Raw genomic sequence first — 19,993 nt, forward strand, 5'->3', positions numbered from 1 at the left:
CCTCAACTGTGGCCCTCGCTATATATTTTTTTCGATAAATTTGATGAAAGAACCTCAAAGTAATGTCAAAGCAAGTTCAATTTCCGATTATTTCTAATGAAACGGTGTTCGAGGAGTTTGTTTGTGATTTATTTAATGCGGAGTACCCAGAAAAGAAGTTTCAGCGTTTTGGAAAGAAGGGTAACAAGCAATATGGAATAGATATCATCTCTATTTCAGATGGTATCGCGATACAATGTAAAAAGAAGGAAGTCGATAGGAAAAATATATTAAATGAATTAAAGAAAGATTTTGAATCTTCGGTTAATGCCATCGCCTCATCGGGAATTGAGATTAATAAACTGATTATTGCGTCCACCTATGATAATAATACGGAACTAAGCATATTTCTAATTGAACTAAAGAAGAAGTATGCTATTAAATATGATCTAATTTATTTAGGTTGGTCTAGCCTTTCATCAATGGCAGTTAACCATCTGGCTCTCTTAAATAAATATTTTCCAATATACCCTAATAGTAACATCCGTAAGAAGACCTTAATCCCATTTTATGAACCTCAATCCTTAGTAGGAAGAGAGGAATCTTATGCCGAAATGCAGAAGTATGCTGATAAGTACGCAGTGTTTGTGGTAAGTGGCATAGCGGGTATTGGCAAGTCTTCCACAACGTCCTGTTTCCTTAGAAATAGAAAGAAAGATTATGATAATATCATTTGGGTGGATGCACAATTGAATAATTTAAGGAGTGATTTGCTGAATACACTTTCATCTACATTTGATTCGGAGAACGTTGGTAATACCAAACAATTATCTTGGAACGAAATAGTGGAAAATCTAGCATCCGAACAAGGAAACAACATTATCGTGATCGATGGTGTGGAGCAGATTCATGATGACAGTTTAGATATACTAGATACACTCTGCTCAACCGGTTGGAAAGTTATAATAACCTCACGTGTCAAAATTGGCGATTATCCACATGTTCTTCTCTCTGGGTTAAATTACTCATCGGCAGCGGCGTTATTCAGGAGATTTTACACTAAAGACACGCCAGATGGGATATTGGAAAAAGTGTTTAAGAAAATAGATTATCATCCCCTGTTAATAGAACTTATTGCAAAGTCATCCAACATCGTTCCCAATCTGGATTTGAAAAAGTTGGACCAACTACTGGATTTACGTAATATAAAGGCCGATCCTTTGCAGACGGATATTCATATTGGGAAACATGCTTCGAAATACTCAACGGATAGGAATGATAAAATATACAACTATATTCTGCGGTGCTTTACATTATGGGAGCTCTCAGAGAATGAGAAGAAACAATTATTATTTTTCTCTGTTTTGCCTCAATCAGAGGATATTGACATTACCTTGTTTCTAACTTATACTGCACAGTCTAATAAAAGCTTAAGTGAAATCTGGAATACCCTTATGTCGCTTGAAAAGAAAGGATGGATAAGCAAAAGAGGGGATAGTTTTGCTATTCACCCCATGATACAGTCTGTAGTACAGAAAAAATTAAAAATTTCGACTAAAAAAATAGAATCTTTAATATTTAGTAATACAAAAAGCTTAGGCGCTATTAATGAGGTGAATGCATGGCGATTAGCTGATCATATTACTATTGCAAAAAACATATTGTATAGCACTAAATTAAGCTATAGGACTGTCATGCTTAGTCAGGTGTTTGGTACAGCCATGCTAAAACTAGGAGACTATACGTTGGCATTGAAACACTACGAAGAATGTCTAAACTTTTTGATCAAAAATTTTATCTTCGATTTTGATTCACTGGGGACGTTTCTTAATAACCTTGGAATTGCCTATTCCCACTTAGGAAGATATGACGATGCAATAGACTCATTTAACCGTGTTTTATTGATTTCTCACCAATATTCAAAAGAGAGCAAAATATCATTAGGTAAGTCATTGGATAATTTTGCAACTGTTCTTGAGAAGGTCGGATATCACGAAGAGGCATTTAATCTAACGAAGAAGGCCATCCAGATATTTAAGAAATATGGGGCTAAAAAAGAACTAGGTATTGCATGTATTAACATTGTATCTTCCTATTTACACAAGAACTTGATTGATAAAGCTAAATATTTTTGGAGGATAGGATATGCCCTCCAAATGCAATACTTGCCCGATAGTCCATATCTTTCAGATGCTTATAATCACCGTGGGCTTATTTACTTAAAAGATAATATGCCAAGACATGCCATTTGGTTTTATAAGAAGTCGCTAAGCATTTATAAGGAAGAAAGAAATCCTGATATTATTGGGTTAGGCTACTCAAATCTTGCACTCGCCTATTTACAGGCCAATGATCTACCTTCTGCCAAATACAGTTTGGATAAGGCATTAGCACAATATCAAAGTATGTCCATAATTAACTGGCATAATAATGCGCAGATAGAGGAACTTTACGGTCACTATTATACGAAAACTGGTCAAGTAGAAGCCGCAATTAAATGCTTCAGTACTTCGTTGGCTCTGTTTAGGCAATTCCTTAACCCGGGGCATTTTAAACTCAAGGAGCTGGCTTCATTATTAAATAGGTTGAAGTCACGGAAGGGATTGAAATTAATTGATAGAATTAATTTTAGTGAGAATTTAACCGCCTTAACAGAGAATATAGATATTGTTACAAAAATAATACAAAGTATCATCGATGAATATGGAGCGGTAAAAGGATTAGGAAATGGAAATCCAGGACTAGAGAGCTTTTTGCATGACTATATTTTCTTTTGTTTCTCAAAATCATGCAAGAGTTTTTTAGCTGTTGCAAATCTTATAAAAAGCAATATCCCTGAAGATGCAATGGTTATTTTATATAATGTTTATAGAAATTACTTAAATATTTTGGTTACAAGGGAGAGTGCTGAATCGGTGGTTTTTTTCATTGAAACTCCGATTAAAGTTGCCAAAGGTCTATATAAGGCTAAGATGAATGAAATGGGAATTCCTGAGGTAGGGATTTTCATAGATAGTAAAAAGAATAAAGAATTTGAGCTTTATCCATCCTTATCTAAAATGGTTTCATACTCACGATATGTGGAAGATAAATATATCCATAACTACCTCAATTCACATTTAAGTGACCATGCTCATTCTAATTTTATGACTTCAGGGAATTTTAGAGATGAACAAAAAATGCATTATGATTATGGGTTATGTGATATGCTTGGACAGCCAATTTATCAATGTGCCTATCTTCAAATTTTAATATTGAATGAAGTGGTCCTTTTCCTGGATAATAAAGAACTTTCAAAGAGTATGAAAACCGTGTTTGAAAAGAGTGTGGCGTTGTTGATATCCACTATAAATATGTTAGAGGAGGAGGATTTTCAACTGAAGGCTAATATGGTATCACGACTGCAGCAAGTATTAGTTGAAGTTAATAGTAGCTTATAAATGTATTGTTGAAATCGTATATAAAACTAAAAAGCTGCCACTCCTAAGTGGCAGCTTTTTAGTTTACAATAACTTAAACCCTGCTTCCTTCACATCTCTACTATTCCCGCCTATAAAGACTTTAAACTCTCCAGGCTCCGCCACGAATTTCAATTCACTGTTATAAAACTTCAGATCGTTTGCGGTAATGGTAAAAGTTACTTCCTTCGATTCTCCTGCTTTGAGGGTAATGCGCTGGAATCCTTTCAGCTCCTTCACCGGACGAGTAATGCTACCTACTAAATCGCGGGTATACAATTGCACAATTTCTACACCGTCTTGTTTACTGGTATTCGTTACCGTTACTGTTGCCGTAATTTGGCCACCTGGTTTAAACTGGTTGGCAGATAGACGGATATCGCTGTAGGTATAGGTGGAGTAGCTCAGACCGTAGCCAAAAGGGTATAATGGTTCATTGGATACATCCAGGTAATTGGAGTGGAACTTGGTGAACCATTTATCATTAGCCGTCAATGGACGACCAGTATTCTTGTGACTGTAATAGAGCGGAAGCTGCCCTACGTTTTGTGGGAAACTGGTGGTTAGTTTACCAGATGGATTTACATCTCCGAATAATACGTCGGCGATAGCTGCGCCAGCCTCACATCCGCCAAACCAAACGTTTAAGATGGCAGGAACATGCTCATTTTCCCAGGTGAGGGTCATTGGGCGGCCTGCGAAGAGCACTAATACCACTGGTTTGCCAGTAGCTACCAGGGCGGCCAGTAATTCTTTCTGTGTATCGGGAATGCCTATATCTGTTCTGCTAGCAGCTTCTCCGGTCATTTCGGATGATTCACCCAGTGCTGCTACAATGATATCAGATTGACTGGCAATTTCCAGGGCTTCTTTCCTTAATTCCGCTGCAGTACGTGCGTCTCTGTAGAGCGTGCGGCCAAACATGGTGCTGTTGATCTCCAACATGGAATCAGCGGTAAGATTGGAACCTTTTGCGTAATTGACTTTCACCTGGCTGCCTACTGATTGTCGCAGTGCCTCCAAGAGGGAAGGATGTTTGGTGATCTCGGCAGACACAGACCAAGTACCGGTCATGTTTACCCTGGAATTGGCCAATGGACCAATCAATGCAATACTTCCTTGTTTTTTTAAAGGGAGTAGTTGTTGTTGATTTTTTAGTAAGACGAATGTCTCTGTAGCTGCTTTACGCGCTTCCAGTCGCTTTTCAGGCGTGTAGATTTCTGCCGTCCGATCGCCCTTGCAATTGCGGTATGGGTCTGTGAAGAGGCCCAGTTTATATTTAGCTTCCAGGATACGTCTACATGCGGTATTAATCGTATTGATATCTACTTTCCCTTCTTTCAAGGATTTGGCGATAGTACCGGTGAATCCTTCGCCAACCATGTCCATATCAGTACCGGCGTTGAGGGCCAGTGCTGAAACGGTTTGCAGGTCGCCCATGCCGTGGGCCATCATTTCATTGATAGCGGTATAATCAGTTACCACGAAGCCTTTGAAGCCCCATTGTTTGCGGAGTACATCCGTCATCAACCATTTGTTGGCAGTGGCGGGAATACCATCTACTTCGTTGAAGGAGGTCATGATGGTAGCAGCGCCTGCGTCTACAGCGGCTTTGTAGGGAGGGAAGTATTCGTTGTACATTCTCACGCGACTCATATCCGTTGTGTTGTAATCCCTGCCTGCTTCTGCTGCCCCATACAGTGCGAAGTGTTTTACGCAGGCAAGAATATTACTGTTTTCGGAGAAGTTGTTTCCCTGATAACCTCGTACCATAGCGGCGGCAATGCGGGCGCCCAGGTACGGGTCTTCCCCAGATCCTTCTGCAATCCTTCCCCAACGGGCATCACGGGCAATATCCACCATAGGAGAGAATGTCCAGTTGATACCATCCGCACTGGCCTCGATAGCCGCCACACGCGCACTTCTTTCAATCATGTTCATATCCCAGGAGCAGGACAATGCCAGTGGAATGGGGAAGGTGGTTTTATATCCATGTACTACATCCAGTCCGAAGAGCAAAGGAATTTTCAGGCGCGATTGCTCTACCGCCATCTGTTGTGCTTTGCGGATATCGCCTACTTTGGTCATGTTCAGTAGTGCGCCTACCTGACCCGCTTTGATTTTTGCTTCTACACCGGTGCTCACAGCGGAACCGGTTACCACTTCACCGGAAGTGAGTAAGTTCAACTGCCCCAACTTTTCTTCCAGTGTCATCTTTTTTAGGAGTGCATCTACAAACGTTTTCATTTGCAGATCTTGTTGCTTTTGCGCAACGGCTACATGGCTGACCCAGGTGCAAGCCAATAATAACGTGAGTTTTAAATATCTCATATCAGTATAGATTAAAAGCGAATGGTGGCTGCTACAGGAAAATGGTCTGAAGGAAAACGAAGGTCTTTGGCATCCGTCAGTACCCCGTAGTTCAGTACCGTTATGTTATTATTTATGAAGATAAAATCTATTCTGCCTTCTTTCACCACTTTTGTCCAGTTATGATATTTAAAGTCCTGGAAAGTGCTGTCAGGGCCATATGGTTTTGTTTGGGAAACCAATTTGGCATCGTTGAATTGTTGTACGATAGTGCCATAGGCGCTGGTTTCTGGGTTGGAGTTGAAATCTCCTGTAATGATGACAGGGGTATTTTTGTCGGACAACTGGTGAATTTTCTCCAGGATCATTTTAACGGAATTTTCCCTGGCCTGGCGCCCTTCATTATCAAAGTGGGTATTGAAGAAATAGAACTCCTTACCACTGGTTTTTTCCACCAACTGCGCCCAGGTACAGATGCGGATATAAGCGGCATCCCACCCTTTGGAAGGAATGTCTGGGGTAGGAGATAACCAGAAATTACCGGATTTTATCAATTCATATTTTTCTTTGTTATAAAAGATCGCTGAAAACTCACCACCTTCTTTCCCGTCATTTCTGCCAACGCCTACGTGGGCGTGCGTGCCCATCGCATCTAAGTCGTGCATCTGGTCGATGAGGGCTTCCTGTACACCGAATACATCGAATTGGTGGTATTGAATCAGATCGCGCACCATTTCTTTCCGATGAGGCCATGCATTGGCGCTATCCCAAGCGATATTCAATCGAAGATTAAAGGTGGCTACCTTCATCGTGGTGATGGATTGATCTACTAGGTGTGGTGCAATGGCTTTCTGCCAGATGCGATAACCTACTGGTTTCATGTGTAGTTGGTCCTCTTTGAAGAGTTCCGCTTTGATAGTACCATTGGGATGGAGCATTTTGCTGTATACATCCACAAAGGAAGTATAGGGCTGCTTGGCCAGGAATTGTTGGATGGCTTTATTGCTTTTCACCATTTCCCGCAATAACCTGATTCTGCTGGGACTAGGCTTTATGGAGATATATGTTACCGGGACTTGCGGCATTTTATTTCTAATCATTCCAAAGAGCGTCTGGAAGCGTTTTAGCAACAGGGGCGCTTTTACCGTATCGGAAGATAGGTCGTTTTCTCCGCAATAGATAACGATTTGCTGAGGATGATAAGCAAAGATGACATCATTGGCATAATGGATGACATCCAGCAGATTAGAACCTCCAAAGCCCCGGTTTATAATATGATGGCCAGGGAAATAGTTATTTGCATCCTGCCAATAGGTAAAGGAAGAACTGCCAATAAAGAGGATCTCCTTGCCAGTAGGAGGTATAAGGGAGTCTTGATGTTTAAATGCCTGAATATCGCTGTAATAGGGATATTGTTGTTGGGCATAGCTAGTGCTGTAACAGCAGATGCAAATGATTGCAGCTAAAATTTTTCTCATGGAATATAGATTGATCGCTTCACTTTGATGTATAGTGTAGCCATGCTAGTATCTTACCCCATGTTGCCTTGAAAAAATTTTATTTTGATTCGCGGGAACGCATCACAATGGTATTGCTATCTTGTTTTACGACCTCTGTGTTGAGTACGGTCGATAGTACAAACAGGGCATCGTCCAGAGAAGATATGAGGATGGGGCCACTCACCGTTCTGTTGTTCAATGCCGGGTCTTGCATGATAATGCGCTTTCCGAAATTGTCCTCCAGGTAAAGGAGTATATCATTTACCGTAGGATCTTGTAAAATTAGCTTTTGATTTTTCCAGGCACTGTATTTTTCCGGAGAAGTAGTGGCAGTAATGAGTTTATTTTCTTCATGATTGTAAGATACTATCTGGCCTGGCAACATAATAATATCCTGCGCTTTACCATTGCTGAAGGAAAGTTTTATTTTCCCGCTTTCCAGTACTACTTCTGTTTTCTGGCGTCGTTGTCTCACGTCGAACATCGTCCCTAATACAGTAATGGTAAGGTCTTTCGTGTGTACGAGGAATTTTTCTTCTGCCTTTATCTGATTGGTATCTTTATTAATATGAATGACGTTAAAGAGGGCTTCCCCTTCTAACCACACTTCTCGGTTACTCCCTTTCTCCCAATTTTTGCTATAGGTTATTTTTGAATTGGCATTTAGTTCTACTTGCGAGCCATCTGGAAGCATCACCTGGCGGATTTCACCAAAGTGAGTGCTGGCCATCATTTGCTCGTTATGGGTGCGCTTCATAAAGAAATAAGCGCCAATGAGTACCAGTCCTGCGATAACTGCTGCTGCTGGAAGGAACACCCTGCGGGAAAGGAAATGTACTTTCTTCGGCTGTGCTGCAGTTGTTTGCAATTGGTTTTGTAAAAGTTGTAAATGTTTTTCCCAAGAGGCGTCTACTTCCGCATCAGTTGGGGTGTGGATGGCAAACGAAATATTTTTCAGGTATAAGCGGGCATTTTCAATGGCTTCCTTTTGCTGTGGAATAGTGGTGATAACCATCTGCCAAAAAGCTTCATGCTCGGCGGTTGGCTGGTACACCCATTCCTGGAAATAGGCATCCGTAAGAAAATCGCTTTCCTTATAGTGAATATATTTATATGTGATGGCTCCTTTTTTCATGCTGTTATATAGTTCCCTGTTCTGCTGATTTTACCCCAAACTATTTTATAAAATTTCTTTAAAATAGAGGAAGCGGCAAATATTAGCATAATAAAAATAAGAACATAACCTTTTCTTTTAAAGCTAACAGACTCCTTGCCATGATTTTATATGTAGCTTTTACCGAGATATTAAGAATAGACGCCACTTCCTGATAAGAAAGATTTTCATAAAACTTCAGGAATATTGCTTCGAGTTGGCGGCCAGTCAGTGTTTTAATTGCTTTTTGTAATTTAACTTGCAGCTCCTCGTTTAGCTCTTTGCTGACGATCACATTCTCGATAGACATTTCATGATCTTCCGCTGTAGCCGAATTAAAAACCATCTTATCGTGCTGCCTGATTTTTTTTATGAGAACGTAACGGAATGATGAATAGAGATAAAAATTAGGTGAATCTACATGCGATAATTTTTCACGTCTGTTCCACAAATCCAGGAATACCTCCTGTATACTGTCTTCTATCAGATGCGTGTTGGTAGTAAATTTCCTACCGTAATTATAGAAACGCTTGTAATATTCTTTATACAATCCGGAGTAGGCGTCAATGTCGCCATTCATAATATGTTGGAATACCGGATTGTCCATTTTTAGGTCAGAGATTGATTGAAATTGAACGCGAAATTATTGAAAAAAGGATACCATTAACAGTTTGCTCCTGCTTAAACAGGCGCTTATTATGTTAACTAATTGTTATCAGGATAATAACGTATTCGTATGAACGATAAAAAGAGTCATTGTAATGTATTGATTATTAGTTTATTATATATTTTAGGGAGACACGTGTCCGTCTTATGCTTTTACCTGTACTGCGTGCTTGGAAAAAAAATTATAAATGGATGGGGTAATTTTTTCCATTCCTAACACTTACTCCTAAACGGAACAAATTCCACTTTAACTAAACGAAAAATTTACCAACTATGACGCTGCGCTATTTTAAGCGGTTGCTTGTGGTACTATTGCTGGCAGCCACAAGTACGGTGTATGCACAGAAAACTGTCCCTGTAATTGATGCCTTGAAAGCTATTACCCGCGTGTACAAAGCAGATTTTGTGTATGATCCGCAGGTAGTAAAGACCAAAACAACCACCTACAACATTTCTAATTTCTCTGGCAAATCGCTGGAAGATGTACTGAAAGGGGTATTGTATCCAAATGACCTCGTATTTCTGTATGTAAAACCTAACTACTACACGATCGTAGAGAAAGACAGAGTAGGGGAGTATCAGTCGTCTCCCAAAAAATTAACGGATGAAAACAGCCAGGCTACTGCATCCACCAATCAGAAGGTGAAAGTATCCGGTGTTGTAAGCGATGCCACACAACCCATTCCCAGTGCGATGGTAATGGAAAAAGGCTCCTCCACAGGTGCTGTTACCAAACCTGATGGTAGCTATACTATTACCGTATCCGGCCCGCAGGCCATCTTGGTATTCTCTTCTATAGGCTATGGTAGCCGGGAAGAACTGGTGGGCGACCGCACTAGCATTGATGTACAGTTGCAAGAAGTGAGGAAAGAACTGGGTGAAGTAGTGGTAACGGCCTTAGGTGTGAAACGAGAAGAGAAAGCACTGGGTTATGCGGTGCAATCTGTAAAAGGTACCAATATGCAAACCGTTAAAGGCGTAGATGTAGGTACTTCCCTCACGGGCCAGGTCTCTGGTCTCACCGTTAAAAACTCTACAGAATTTAATGGTACGCCTAAGTTGGAAATGCGTGGTGAAACACCTCTGCTGGTAATCGATGGTGTACCTTATGGTAATATGACACTGCGCGATATCCCTACAGATGATATCGAAAGCATCAACATGCTGAAAGGACCTACTGCTGCGGCTTTATATGGTGCGCGTGGGGCTGCCGGCGCTGTGATGATTTCTACCAAACGCAGTAAGGAAGATCGCCTCACCGTTGATGTCAACAGCAACACGATGTTTAATCTTGGCTACCTGGCCATCCCGAAAGTGCAATCCTCTTATGGCCACGGTCTGGATGGTAAAATCGCTACGGATTATGTTTGGGGCCCTAAGTTGGATATCGGTCAAACGGCTACCCAATGGAATCCTATCACCAAGAAGAATGAGGATATGCCACTGGTATCTAGTGGTAAAAACAACCTCAAAAACTTCCTCCAAACAGGACTGATCACCAATAACAGCGTGAGCGTTACAAAAGGTGGAAAGAATGGTTTCTTCAGAGCAGGCCTCAATCATATCTATAATAAAGGTCAGTTCCCTAACCAGAAATTGAATATCATTAATTATACCATGAGTGGCGATCTGAAAGCAGGTGATAAATTCAGCCTGGAAAGCCATATGGGATATACCCGTACGACAGCGCCACAACTCTGGGGAAGCTCTTATGACCAACAAGGTTATATCTACCAGATCCTCATGTGGACGGGCCCCGACTATGATATCCGTCAGTATAAAGATTATTGGGTGACACCAAACATCAAACAGAACTGGCTGTATAATGCCTGGTACGATAACCCTTACCTGATCGCTTATGAAAAGTTGAGAAGTACAGAGCAAAATAAACTGAATGCTAGTTTGATCATGAACTACAACTTCACCAAAGACCTGAAGTTAATGTTCAGAAATGGATACGACTATTACAAAAATGAGGATATCATCCAAAACCCCGCTGGTATTAATTCTACGAGGGGTATGACCATTGGAAATACTTTCCCATTTGACTTCAGTGGTAAAGGTTTGTATGGTCAGAACCAAAGCTGGGGTAATAGTATCAACAGCGACCTGTTGCTCACCTACAATAAGCAGGTGGGTAAATGGAATATCGATGCGTTGGGTGGTGCTAGTATCTTCTATTATAAACAAAGAGAGCAAGGCGCTAAAACAAGAAACGGATTGGCAGTACCAGGCTGGTATTCCCTCGCGAATGCGGTACCTTCCACCACCGCAGGTGTAGATGGTATCATTAATACCTATGGCACCTGGGCTAAACAAACCAATTCCGTATATGCGAAAGCGAGTCTCTCCTGGAATAGTGCCGTATTCCTAGACGTAACCGGAAGAAACGACTGGAGCTCTACACAAGATGAAAGTGCTAGATCTTATTTCTATCCTTCTGTGGCCACTAGTGTGCTGATGTCTGAATTCATCCAAATGCCACGCTGGATCGATATGTGGAAGGTACGTGGCTCCTGGACGATGACTAAAACACCGCTGGACGTATATGCCAACAACCTCGCCTATACGATTAATAACAGTTGGGGTACTATTAGTGCTACTACGCCGAATAACTTGGCGGGAAGCAATTTATTGCCAGCTACCACTCGCACTTGGGAGTTTGGTACCGCTGCCTACTTGTTTAACAAACGCCTGCATGTAGACCTGGCTTACTTCACAAAACTCTACTACAATACCCAGATCCAGCAAACGTTGGCGCCTTCTTCCGGCTACGCTACCACCTTGATCAATACCAATGAAACCGCTGCTCGTCGTGGTGTAGAGGTAACCTTGGATGGTACCGTGATGAAGAAAGGTAAGTTCCAATGGAACTCCATGTTGAACTTTTCTACACAACATAAATACTATGTAGATATCGATCCGGTGTATTCTGCTAAAAACCTCTGGACAAAAGAAGGTGGACGTATGGACGTAGTAGCATATACGCAGAAAGCACTGAGAGACCCACAAGGTAACGTGATTCACCAGAACGGCATGCCGCTCCTGAGTACTTATACCCAGCAGTATGGTTTGTCTGATCCAGACTTCGTATTCGGCTTCATCAACAATTTCAATTATGGCAACTGGAATCTAGGTATCACCATCGATGGCCGCATTGGTGGGGTGATGTACGATTATATCTATGCTAAAATGTTTGATACCGGTGCTAATCCAGAAACGGATAACCAATGGCGTTATAACGAAGTAGTGAAAGGGCTGAAAAACTATGTAGGTACCGGTGTGAAAGTAGTTAGCGGCGACGTTACCTACGACAAAAACGGTACTATCGTTAAAGATACCCGTCAATATGCACCAAATGATGTTCCTGTGAGTTACCAGGCGTATACGCGCAGATGGGGTAATTCTTATGAGAATGGCGTCATGAAAAAGAGTTTTGTAAAAGTGCGTGAAATCTCTGTAGGATATAATATTCCACAAGCATGGTTCGGTAAATCAGGTATTAAAAATGCTGCTGTGGCATTGACTGGACAAAACCTGTTCCTCTTCACTGGCTTCAAATTCTCCGATCCAGATGTGGATACGGAGAACATGAATGCTCCTGCACAACGAATGGTAGGTTTTAACGTTAAGGTGGGCTTCTAAAATTTTACAAACATGACTAAGCATATTTCTAAAATATCTATTCTTGCAGCATTGGTGACTGGTTTCAGTTTCACCAGTTGCACCAAAAAATTCGATAAGATCAACACCAACCCAGATAAGCCATCTACGGCGGCTTCGGAATGGTTGGCTACGAATATCCTGACTTCTGTTACATCAAAAGATATCTCCCAAGCAACAGGCTTTCGTCAGCCGTTTTCATTGGGTAAATATATCAGTTGGACGGAGCTCGTGTCTGACTACCAATACAATAAACTGGCTAGAGTCGATTTTGCTAGATTACTGGTGCTGCGGGATGTAGACCCTATGATCAAGAACGCCAGTACCGCTGATCTGAAAACCACCTTTGACGGTTTTGGTCACTTTATCCGCGCATGGCAGTTTTTCCAAACTACGATGCAAGTGGGCGATATCCCTTACAGCCAGGCTATCCAAGGATCTTCAGGGGTTATTAAAGCAAAATATGATACACAGAAAGATGTATTCCTGGGTATCCTGAACGAACTGGATCAGGCAGATCAGCTTTTATCTAAGGGCGTGAATTTCACAGGCGATTTCATCTACCAAGGAAACGTGGATAAATGGAGAAGACTGGCCAACAGTTTCCAGCTCTACGTACTGATCAATCTGTACAAGAAAACAGGAGATAAAGACCTGGATGTTATCAATAAATTCAAGACGGTAGCCGCTCGCCCGTTGATGCGCGATTTCAACGATAACTTTGCGGTAACCTACACCGCCTCTGCTGGTTATTGTTACCCATGGAGCAGCACCCCGGCGCAGATCAACTCTTTCCTGGATTATCCGGTGCTTTCCAGCTACCTGATTGATCCAATGAAAGCGGGCGCAGATAAACGTTTGTTCTACATGGCAGAACCATCTCCAGCGCAGATCTTAGCAGGCCAAACTGCTTCAGACTACAACGCTTACCTAGGTATTGACCCTGCGGACGAATTAGGAACGATTGTTACCAACAAGAAAGCAGGTAAATCCTGTGCGGTAAACAAACGTTATGAAGAGCTGTACAATGCAGAACCAGTAGGCTTATTGAATTACTGGGATGTGCAGTTCATTCTGGCGGAAGCCACTGTTCGTGGCTGGATTTCCGGTACAGATGCACAAACCTACTATGCGAATGGTATTAAGAGTCATATGAACTTCCTGGTGAAGTATACACCTGCGTCTTATACACATGGCATGGCAATGGATGATGCCTATATCAATGCATACCCTGCTACTGTGGCGCTCACAGGTACTACCGAAGATCAAATCAAACAGATCATTACACAGAAGTACATTGCAGGTTTCTTCCAGAATTCCGATTTCAATGCATGGTATGAAAACAGACGTACCGGTTATCCGGCGTTTACGCTGAAACAGGCTACTAACCTGAATACGCCTGCTACCGTAATGCCATTACGCTGGATGTATCCACAGAAAGAGTTGGATTATAACTCAGACAATGTTACCAGTGCAGTAAATGCCCAATATGGCGGATTTGATGACGCTAACCAGGTAATGTGGTTGCTTAAATAATATGTTATTTGAAATATAAAGAAACCATCTCTTTTTCAGAGATGGTTTCTTTATTATGGACGGTTATTCCCGGATCGTACTTTTATCCTTCAATGCAATTGCTGCAATTTCATCTTTTCGCTTAAAAGTAACACCATTATGCCCTTGCATATATTTTATTAGATCGGCTGTAACCTTCACCATTTGGGGAGTACCGCCTATACGATCATGAAAGCTAATCGACATCTGTCTTCTTTTCACCTTGCTTTCCTGATAAAGCTGATCAAATTCTGCTTTTACCTGGTTAAAAAATTGATCGACAGAAAAGTGCTTACCTTCTATGAGGAGTATATCATTATTGCGTAAGGTGTACGGAACCACTGCAAAGTCTTTATTGTTGACTTGTATTATAAAGGGTTCATCTCTGCTCAAATCGTCGATATGATATTTGAATCCTAGTTCCTGAAGGATTTTCAAGGTGTTTTCGCCACGCCGTAGCCAGTTGGCATTATAGCCTACAGGATTAAACCCGGTGGCTGCTTTTATTGCATCCACACCATCTTTTATGAATTTTTTCTCCTCTTCATAGGAGAGGTTATATTGTGAGCTCCAGTTCATACCATGAGCGGCTGCTTCATGTCCGCGATTTACTATTTCCTTTGCCAGGGAAGGGTTTTTAATGACTGCGGAACCTACCATATGCGAGGTGACTTTGATACCCAGCATATCCCAGTTGTCCAGCATACGAGGGATACCTTCTTTAAAACCATACTCATACCAGGTTTCTGCAGGAAGGTCTTTATATCCTGGTTGCATGTTTTGGGGAAACGGGCTTTCCGCATGTATTGGTTGTCCACCTGCTTCAAATTGCATGGAAACGGAAACTATTAACCGAGAACCATCTGCCCATTTACTTTCCGTCTTTTCTGATATAACTGGTAAAGCCCCCAAAGGGTTGACCATCCCTGCTAAACCTATGATACTACTTTGTTTTATGAAATTGCGCCTGGTGTTCATTTTTACATTTTTACCCATGAGATACTATTCTTTGCATGCAAATTTCAGCATATGCTCCTGCCTGGAAATTGTAAAAAATGGTGATTTATTGGTATAATCATGGGATAAGGATGTAGGTACTTTACCGATGGTAGAAAATATTGTATCAATAAGGGTCAATATAAAGGCGATTTATTCCTCCACGTTCGATTAGCTTCGCCTTTCAAAGCCTAAACAGGCTGATTTTATTAGGTTGCTGTATATTATCGATAGGAATTAAATTTTTCATTAATGAGTTCGAATGGGTTCAAACAGGTGGTTTTCCTGTTGTCACTACTCTTATGCGCAGTAGGTCTGCATGCACAGTCAATCCGGCTGGAGACCAAATATGCCATTTTTACAATCGATAGCAAAGGTTTTATATCGAGTATCAAGAATAAAAAAACTGGACAGGATTATTGTCCTAAAGGGCATCGTTCGGCGTTAATGAGTTTGTATGCGCACAAAAAATATATCCTACCGGAGAAAGCGACCGCACTGAAACAAAAGAACCAGGTAATACTCAGTTACCCCAACGGTTCCGAAGCGACGATCAAAATGGATCAGCAACCGACTTATCTGCGACTCCAACTCTTGTCTCTTACCAAAAATGAAGGCATAGAGAATATAGTATGGGGGCCATATAAGACTACCATTTCCACATTGATTGGAGATGTAATAGGCGTAGTGCGGAGTAAAGAATTTGCCTTTGGTTTATTGGGCCTGGATGATAATACCACTGGTGGCCCTCCTAGTGAAGGCGACTTGTCTTTCATGTATTATTTCATTCACACTCCGGATAGTGTAAAGTATCCGTTGCCAGCTCATTTGAAAGAAGGGCAGACGTTTAGTATAGGTGGAGATGGTGTAAATGATGTGGCCTTCTATTCGCAGCCAGAGGAATATTTCCGAATGAATTATGGCAATGGTGCCAAGCTGGAACCAGCTTTTGGTGCTACTATCTGTATGCATTCAAGAAATAGGCGCAAAGAGCAAATGATCCGTTTCCCTGATTACCCGGATGGGGTGGAAGGGAAAGCCAATTCTGCTCGCTACCAATTAGTGACGCCGGTGGATGTGGATTATATCGGTTCTGCCGTGGCGTTGTATGCCTGCCCGGATTCCCTTGGATTGAATACGATTGAATCTATTGTATTGAAAGAAGACTTACCGCATCCGAAAATAGATGGTAAGTGGATTAAAGATCCTGCTGCCTACCGCCCTGATATAGCCTGGTGGGGGCCGCATGATAGCCTCGCAGCCTATGCGAATCAACTGAACATCAAAGGTGTCCAAGATGAAGGATGGGGAGAATATTATCCAAATCCTAATAATCGCTGGAAGAATAAAAAAATTAGTTTTAACGGGAGACAAGCGATGCCCATACCTACTTTCGGTACTCAAATGAAGGACCAGGGCATCCGCTATGGCTTGCATACGCTTTGCGAATTCCTCCAACCAGATGATAACAGTGATGTTTCGCCGGTGCCGAGTGATAGTCTGGCTATTATGCAGCGCACAGTGCTTACCAAAGCGCTCTCTCCGACAGATACCATCATCACGGTGGCGGATACTGCTTATTTCAATGAATTTGGCGGTTGGGAAGGTAACCACACCAATGTCCTGAAAATTGGAAAGGAACTGATTGAATATGATGGTATCACGCATACCGCGCCGTATACTTTCCTCAAAGTAAAACGGGGCTTCCATAATACGGTTCGCGGTAGTTATCCAGCCGGTACCACCATCGTGAAACTACAACCTAACTGTTACCGGGGCTTTGCGCCAGACATACATTTACAAGATGTTTATGCAGATTATTATGGTAAATGGCTCACAGAAGGAGGCATGGACTATATCGACTTCGACGGCCTAGAAAGCTGTATGTATCAAGGACACGGACAATACTCCTTCAAACGTTTCTTCCGCGGACTATTCGATAGCTATTACCGGAATGGTGGTAAATACCTGCGGGTAATGGGTAGTGCCGTACAAGAAGGTAATTGGCACTATATGAGTGTTTGTAATGTGGGTGGAGGAGATCATATGTTCAGTCCAGTAAAGAATAAATGGGGTATTGAAGGAAAGGATATGCGTTATGTGTTTGAAAGCAGCTATTTCCCTGCCACATTTGGTATCCAGGATTATCAGGCAGATTGGAGTCTCTACGATGCAGAAAACCTGGAGGCCAAATCCATTGGTTGGAATGCTACTTATATGCTGGGCCTGAGCCAACAAACGGTGGAAGCCAGTGCGGAAAAAGCAGCGATCTTCCATGCATTTCACACCTGGGAAGAGGCCCGTGCTGCTAATAAATTCAGCAATGCACTGAAAGAAAAACTCAAAAACCTGGATTATAAATTCCATTTGGAAAAGACTGGTACAAAGGATTTCCTATTGTATCCGATCAAAGAATACAGAGCAACTGAACTTTACACTTCAGCAGGTACATCTTTACAAATAGAGAATCCTTATAATACACAAGCACTAGAATTCTCCATTAAAATCACCGGACCTAAAGAGGCCACTATAGAAGGTTTTACCATAGTGCTGCCTGATGGTACCAAACTGCTCATTGATAAAACGCTGTCTGCTGGTCAATATGTTATTCTCAAAAAAGGACAACTGTATATAGCAGATAAAGGGCGTAAGCCACTGGAGCAGATAGCTGTCAATAAAAAAATGCATATTTTGAAAGGTAAAAACACCTTCAAAGTGGCAGCAAACCATCCTCCTCACAATGACAAAACCGGCTTCGAACTGGTGATTCCTATGATCGGGGAACCATCCAAATTCTGATAGATGGATATCACTCGTATCATATTAGGAACGGCAGGGCTAGGAGGCGTATGGGGAAAAGTGGATCCCGATACGGCAAGTCAAACTATTTTACGAGCACTTGAAAATGGAATAACAGCTATAGACACGGCTCCGGCTTATGGCGATGCGGAACTGTTGGTGGGCCATGCCCTCCAACAGTGGTCTGGCCGGGTGCCCGTGATAAGTACGAAAGTAGGACGTCGAAAAACATATGCGGCAGATCATGCAGTATATGATTATTCAAACGCCGCTATGAGGGAGAGTGTGCACAATTCACTACGTACCTTGGGCGTTCCAGCAGTGGATGTTTTATTCCTGCATGATCCAGAAGCGGTGCCAGTAGCGCAAATGCCGGAGGTGATGGAGGTAATGCAATCCCTAAAACAACAGGGCCTGGCTAAGAAAATTGGACTGGGAGGAAATATTCCTGCCTGTTTTGAGCCTTTTATGTCCAGCTTTGATGTGATCATGGAATTTAACAGGCTGAATGCCTGTAATGTGGCGGCTTTGAAAGAACGGCTTCCTTCCTGCCTTGCCAGGGGGATGGCCTATTATGCCGCCAGTCCACTAAATATGGGGCTGTTGGGAAGGAATTTTGAAACTTGGCAGCAATATCCGCCAGCATGGTTAAGTAAAAAAAGCTTAGCGGTAGCGCAACAGTTACATCATATCGCAGTAATGAATGATATGACATTGCCTGCATTAGCGCAGCGTTTCCTACTAAATATTCCAATGGAATTTAATATCGTGTTGGGGGCCTCCTCCGTCGCAGAGTTGGAGAATAGTCTTGCTGCTTTACGGGAAGGTCCCTTGGCGGAGGACTTGTATCGAACTATACTAACCTTTCTCTCAAAATAATCATAAAGGAACAACCACCTTTGCGTGTTCACTGTATCGTTTGATGAAATCACGGGGAGACACGCCTTTGATGTCTTTAAAATGTTTGTTGAAATTCGAAATGTTGTTATACCCGCTGTCGTAGGCGGCTTCCGTCACATTATGGTGTCCTTCCAATAACAGCTTGGCTGCGTGTCCGATGCGTACTTCCTTTACAAAGTCGATCAGTGTACGATTGGTTTTACGTTTTAAGAAACGGCAGAAAGCGGCGGAGGACATAGGTATGAGATCTGCTACATCCTGTAAAACGATCTCATTTCTGAAATTATTAAATATATAATCAAATACCTTATTGATCTTACTGGCTTCGCCGGAGGTTTCAACGGCGTTGAAGTAAGGAGAAGAAAGGATCTCTACGTGTTCCGAATGTGCCAGGAGATCCAATAATTGCAACATCAGTATAGCCCTGGTTAATCCTGATGTAGCCAACATTTCCTCCATAATCTTCTTGGCGGCGGTAATAGTGGGGCCTGTAAAAAGCAAGCCACTGGATGCTTTTTCGAAAAGTGTGAGTAGGAGTTTCGCTTCCGGTTTCTCCAGCAACTGTTTGCCAAGGAAATCAGGAAAAAAATGTATAACCGTGGCTAATGGTGGCCGCGTAGGATCTGCCAGTTGGTAATATTGCCAGCAGTGGGGGAGATAACTACCCAACAATACCAATTCAGTACCTTCAAAATCTCGTATATGATCGCCAATAAAGCGTTTGCCAATGCAGTTTTCTAGGAGGGCAATTTCAAAATTAACATGTGATTTTAGTGCCGTATACCTTTTGATCTCCAGAAATTCAGCCCTGACAGTAAAGGATTGGTCTGGTGGAAAGGTGAAGTTCTCATAAATGTACTGCATAACGATGTGGCATAGTCCTGGATTTAAAGGTAATGATTTTTAAATGGTTATCACTTTTAAGGAGGATGAACGGTTGTATTCATGCAAAAAAAGCATTGAAATTGGTCAAATAATGGCTTGTAATAGGCAGGCATCCAGCAGAACTTCGCAGC

Annotated in this window: 11 protein-coding genes; 5 read left to right on the plus strand and 6 right to left on the minus strand. The window is 42.0% G+C overall.

Features of this window, described 5'->3' with window-relative positions; genetic code table 11:
* Positions 1–62: 62 nt before the first annotated feature.
* Positions 63–3,419 carry a tetratricopeptide repeat protein gene (locus JO154_RS04700; protein ID WP_291942383.1) on the plus strand — a complete coding sequence of 1,119 codons (3,357 nt, stop codon included), beginning with the start codon at positions 63–65 and terminating at the stop codon, positions 3,417–3,419.
* Between the two features lie 63 nt (positions 3,420–3,482).
* On the opposite strand, the gene bglX is transcribed toward JO154_RS04700, so the two are convergent.
* The 4 genes from bglX to JO154_RS04720 all read right to left on the minus strand — a co-directional run bounded on the left by bglX (position 3,483) and on the right by JO154_RS04720 (position 9,006).
* Complete coding sequence (gene bglX, locus JO154_RS04705; RefSeq protein ID WP_291942386.1) at positions 3,483–5,768, minus strand: beta-glucosidase BglX; 2,286 nt, start codon at positions 5,766–5,768, stop codon at positions 3,483–3,485.
* Between the two features lie 11 nt (positions 5,769–5,779).
* Positions 5,780–7,225: an endonuclease/exonuclease/phosphatase family protein gene (locus tag JO154_RS04710; RefSeq protein ID WP_291942389.1), complete on the minus strand. Its 1,446-nt coding sequence runs from the start codon at positions 7,223–7,225 to the stop codon at positions 5,780–5,782.
* Positions 7,226–7,304: 79 nt separating this feature from the next.
* A complete protein-coding gene (locus tag JO154_RS04715) occupies positions 7,305–8,381 on the minus strand; it encodes a FecR family protein (RefSeq protein ID WP_291942392.1) in 1,077 nt (358 codons plus the stop codon).
* An 82-nt stretch (positions 8,382–8,463) separates the two neighbouring features.
* Positions 8,464–9,006 (minus strand): sigma-70 family RNA polymerase sigma factor, encoded by a 543-nt coding sequence (locus JO154_RS04720; RefSeq protein WP_291942394.1) that lies wholly within the window; start codon positions 9,004–9,006, stop codon positions 8,464–8,466.
* 332 nt (positions 9,007–9,338) lie between these two features.
* Between JO154_RS04720 and JO154_RS04725 the strand changes: the two genes are divergently transcribed.
* Both JO154_RS04725 and JO154_RS04730 read left to right on the plus strand, forming a co-directional pair.
* The gene (locus tag JO154_RS04725; protein ID WP_291942396.1) at positions 9,339–12,710 is read left to right on the plus strand and encodes a SusC/RagA family TonB-linked outer membrane protein; all 3,372 of its coding nucleotides are present in this window, start codon (positions 9,339–9,341) and stop codon (positions 12,708–12,710) included.
* A 12-nt stretch (positions 12,711–12,722) separates the two neighbouring features.
* Entirely contained in the window at positions 12,723–14,264 is a 1,542-nt protein-coding gene (locus JO154_RS04730; protein ID WP_291942398.1) for a SusD/RagB family nutrient-binding outer membrane lipoprotein, read from the plus strand.
* A 63-nt stretch (positions 14,265–14,327) separates the two neighbouring features.
* Here JO154_RS04730 and JO154_RS04735 read toward each other — a convergent pair whose 3' ends face one another.
* On the minus strand, positions 14,328–15,260 hold the full coding sequence (locus tag JO154_RS04735) for a polysaccharide deacetylase family protein (protein ID WP_291942400.1): 933 nt from the start codon (positions 15,258–15,260) through the stop codon (positions 14,328–14,330).
* 270 nt (positions 15,261–15,530) lie between these two features.
* Between JO154_RS04735 and JO154_RS04740 the strand changes: the two genes are divergently transcribed.
* Together JO154_RS04740 and JO154_RS04745 are read left to right on the plus strand one after the other, a co-directional pair.
* Positions 15,531–18,077: a hypothetical protein gene (locus JO154_RS04740; RefSeq protein ID WP_291942402.1), complete on the plus strand. Its 2,547-nt coding sequence runs from the start codon at positions 15,531–15,533 to the stop codon at positions 18,075–18,077.
* A 3-nt stretch (positions 18,078–18,080) separates the two neighbouring features.
* Positions 18,081–18,956 carry an aldo/keto reductase gene (locus JO154_RS04745; protein ID WP_291942404.1) on the plus strand — a complete coding sequence of 292 codons (876 nt, stop codon included), beginning with the start codon at positions 18,081–18,083 and terminating at the stop codon, positions 18,954–18,956.
* Here the strand turns inward: JO154_RS04745 and JO154_RS04750 are convergent, their stop codons facing one another.
* Complete coding sequence (locus JO154_RS04750; protein ID WP_291942407.1) at positions 18,957–19,841, minus strand: AraC family transcriptional regulator; 885 nt, start codon at positions 19,839–19,841, stop codon at positions 18,957–18,959. It abuts the gene before it with no gap.
* Positions 19,842–19,993: the final 152 nt, after the last annotated feature.

Origin of the sequence: Chitinophaga sp., from assembly GCF_019236475.1 — a bacterium.
GTDB lineage: Bacteria > Bacteroidota > Bacteroidia > Chitinophagales > Chitinophagaceae > Chitinophaga.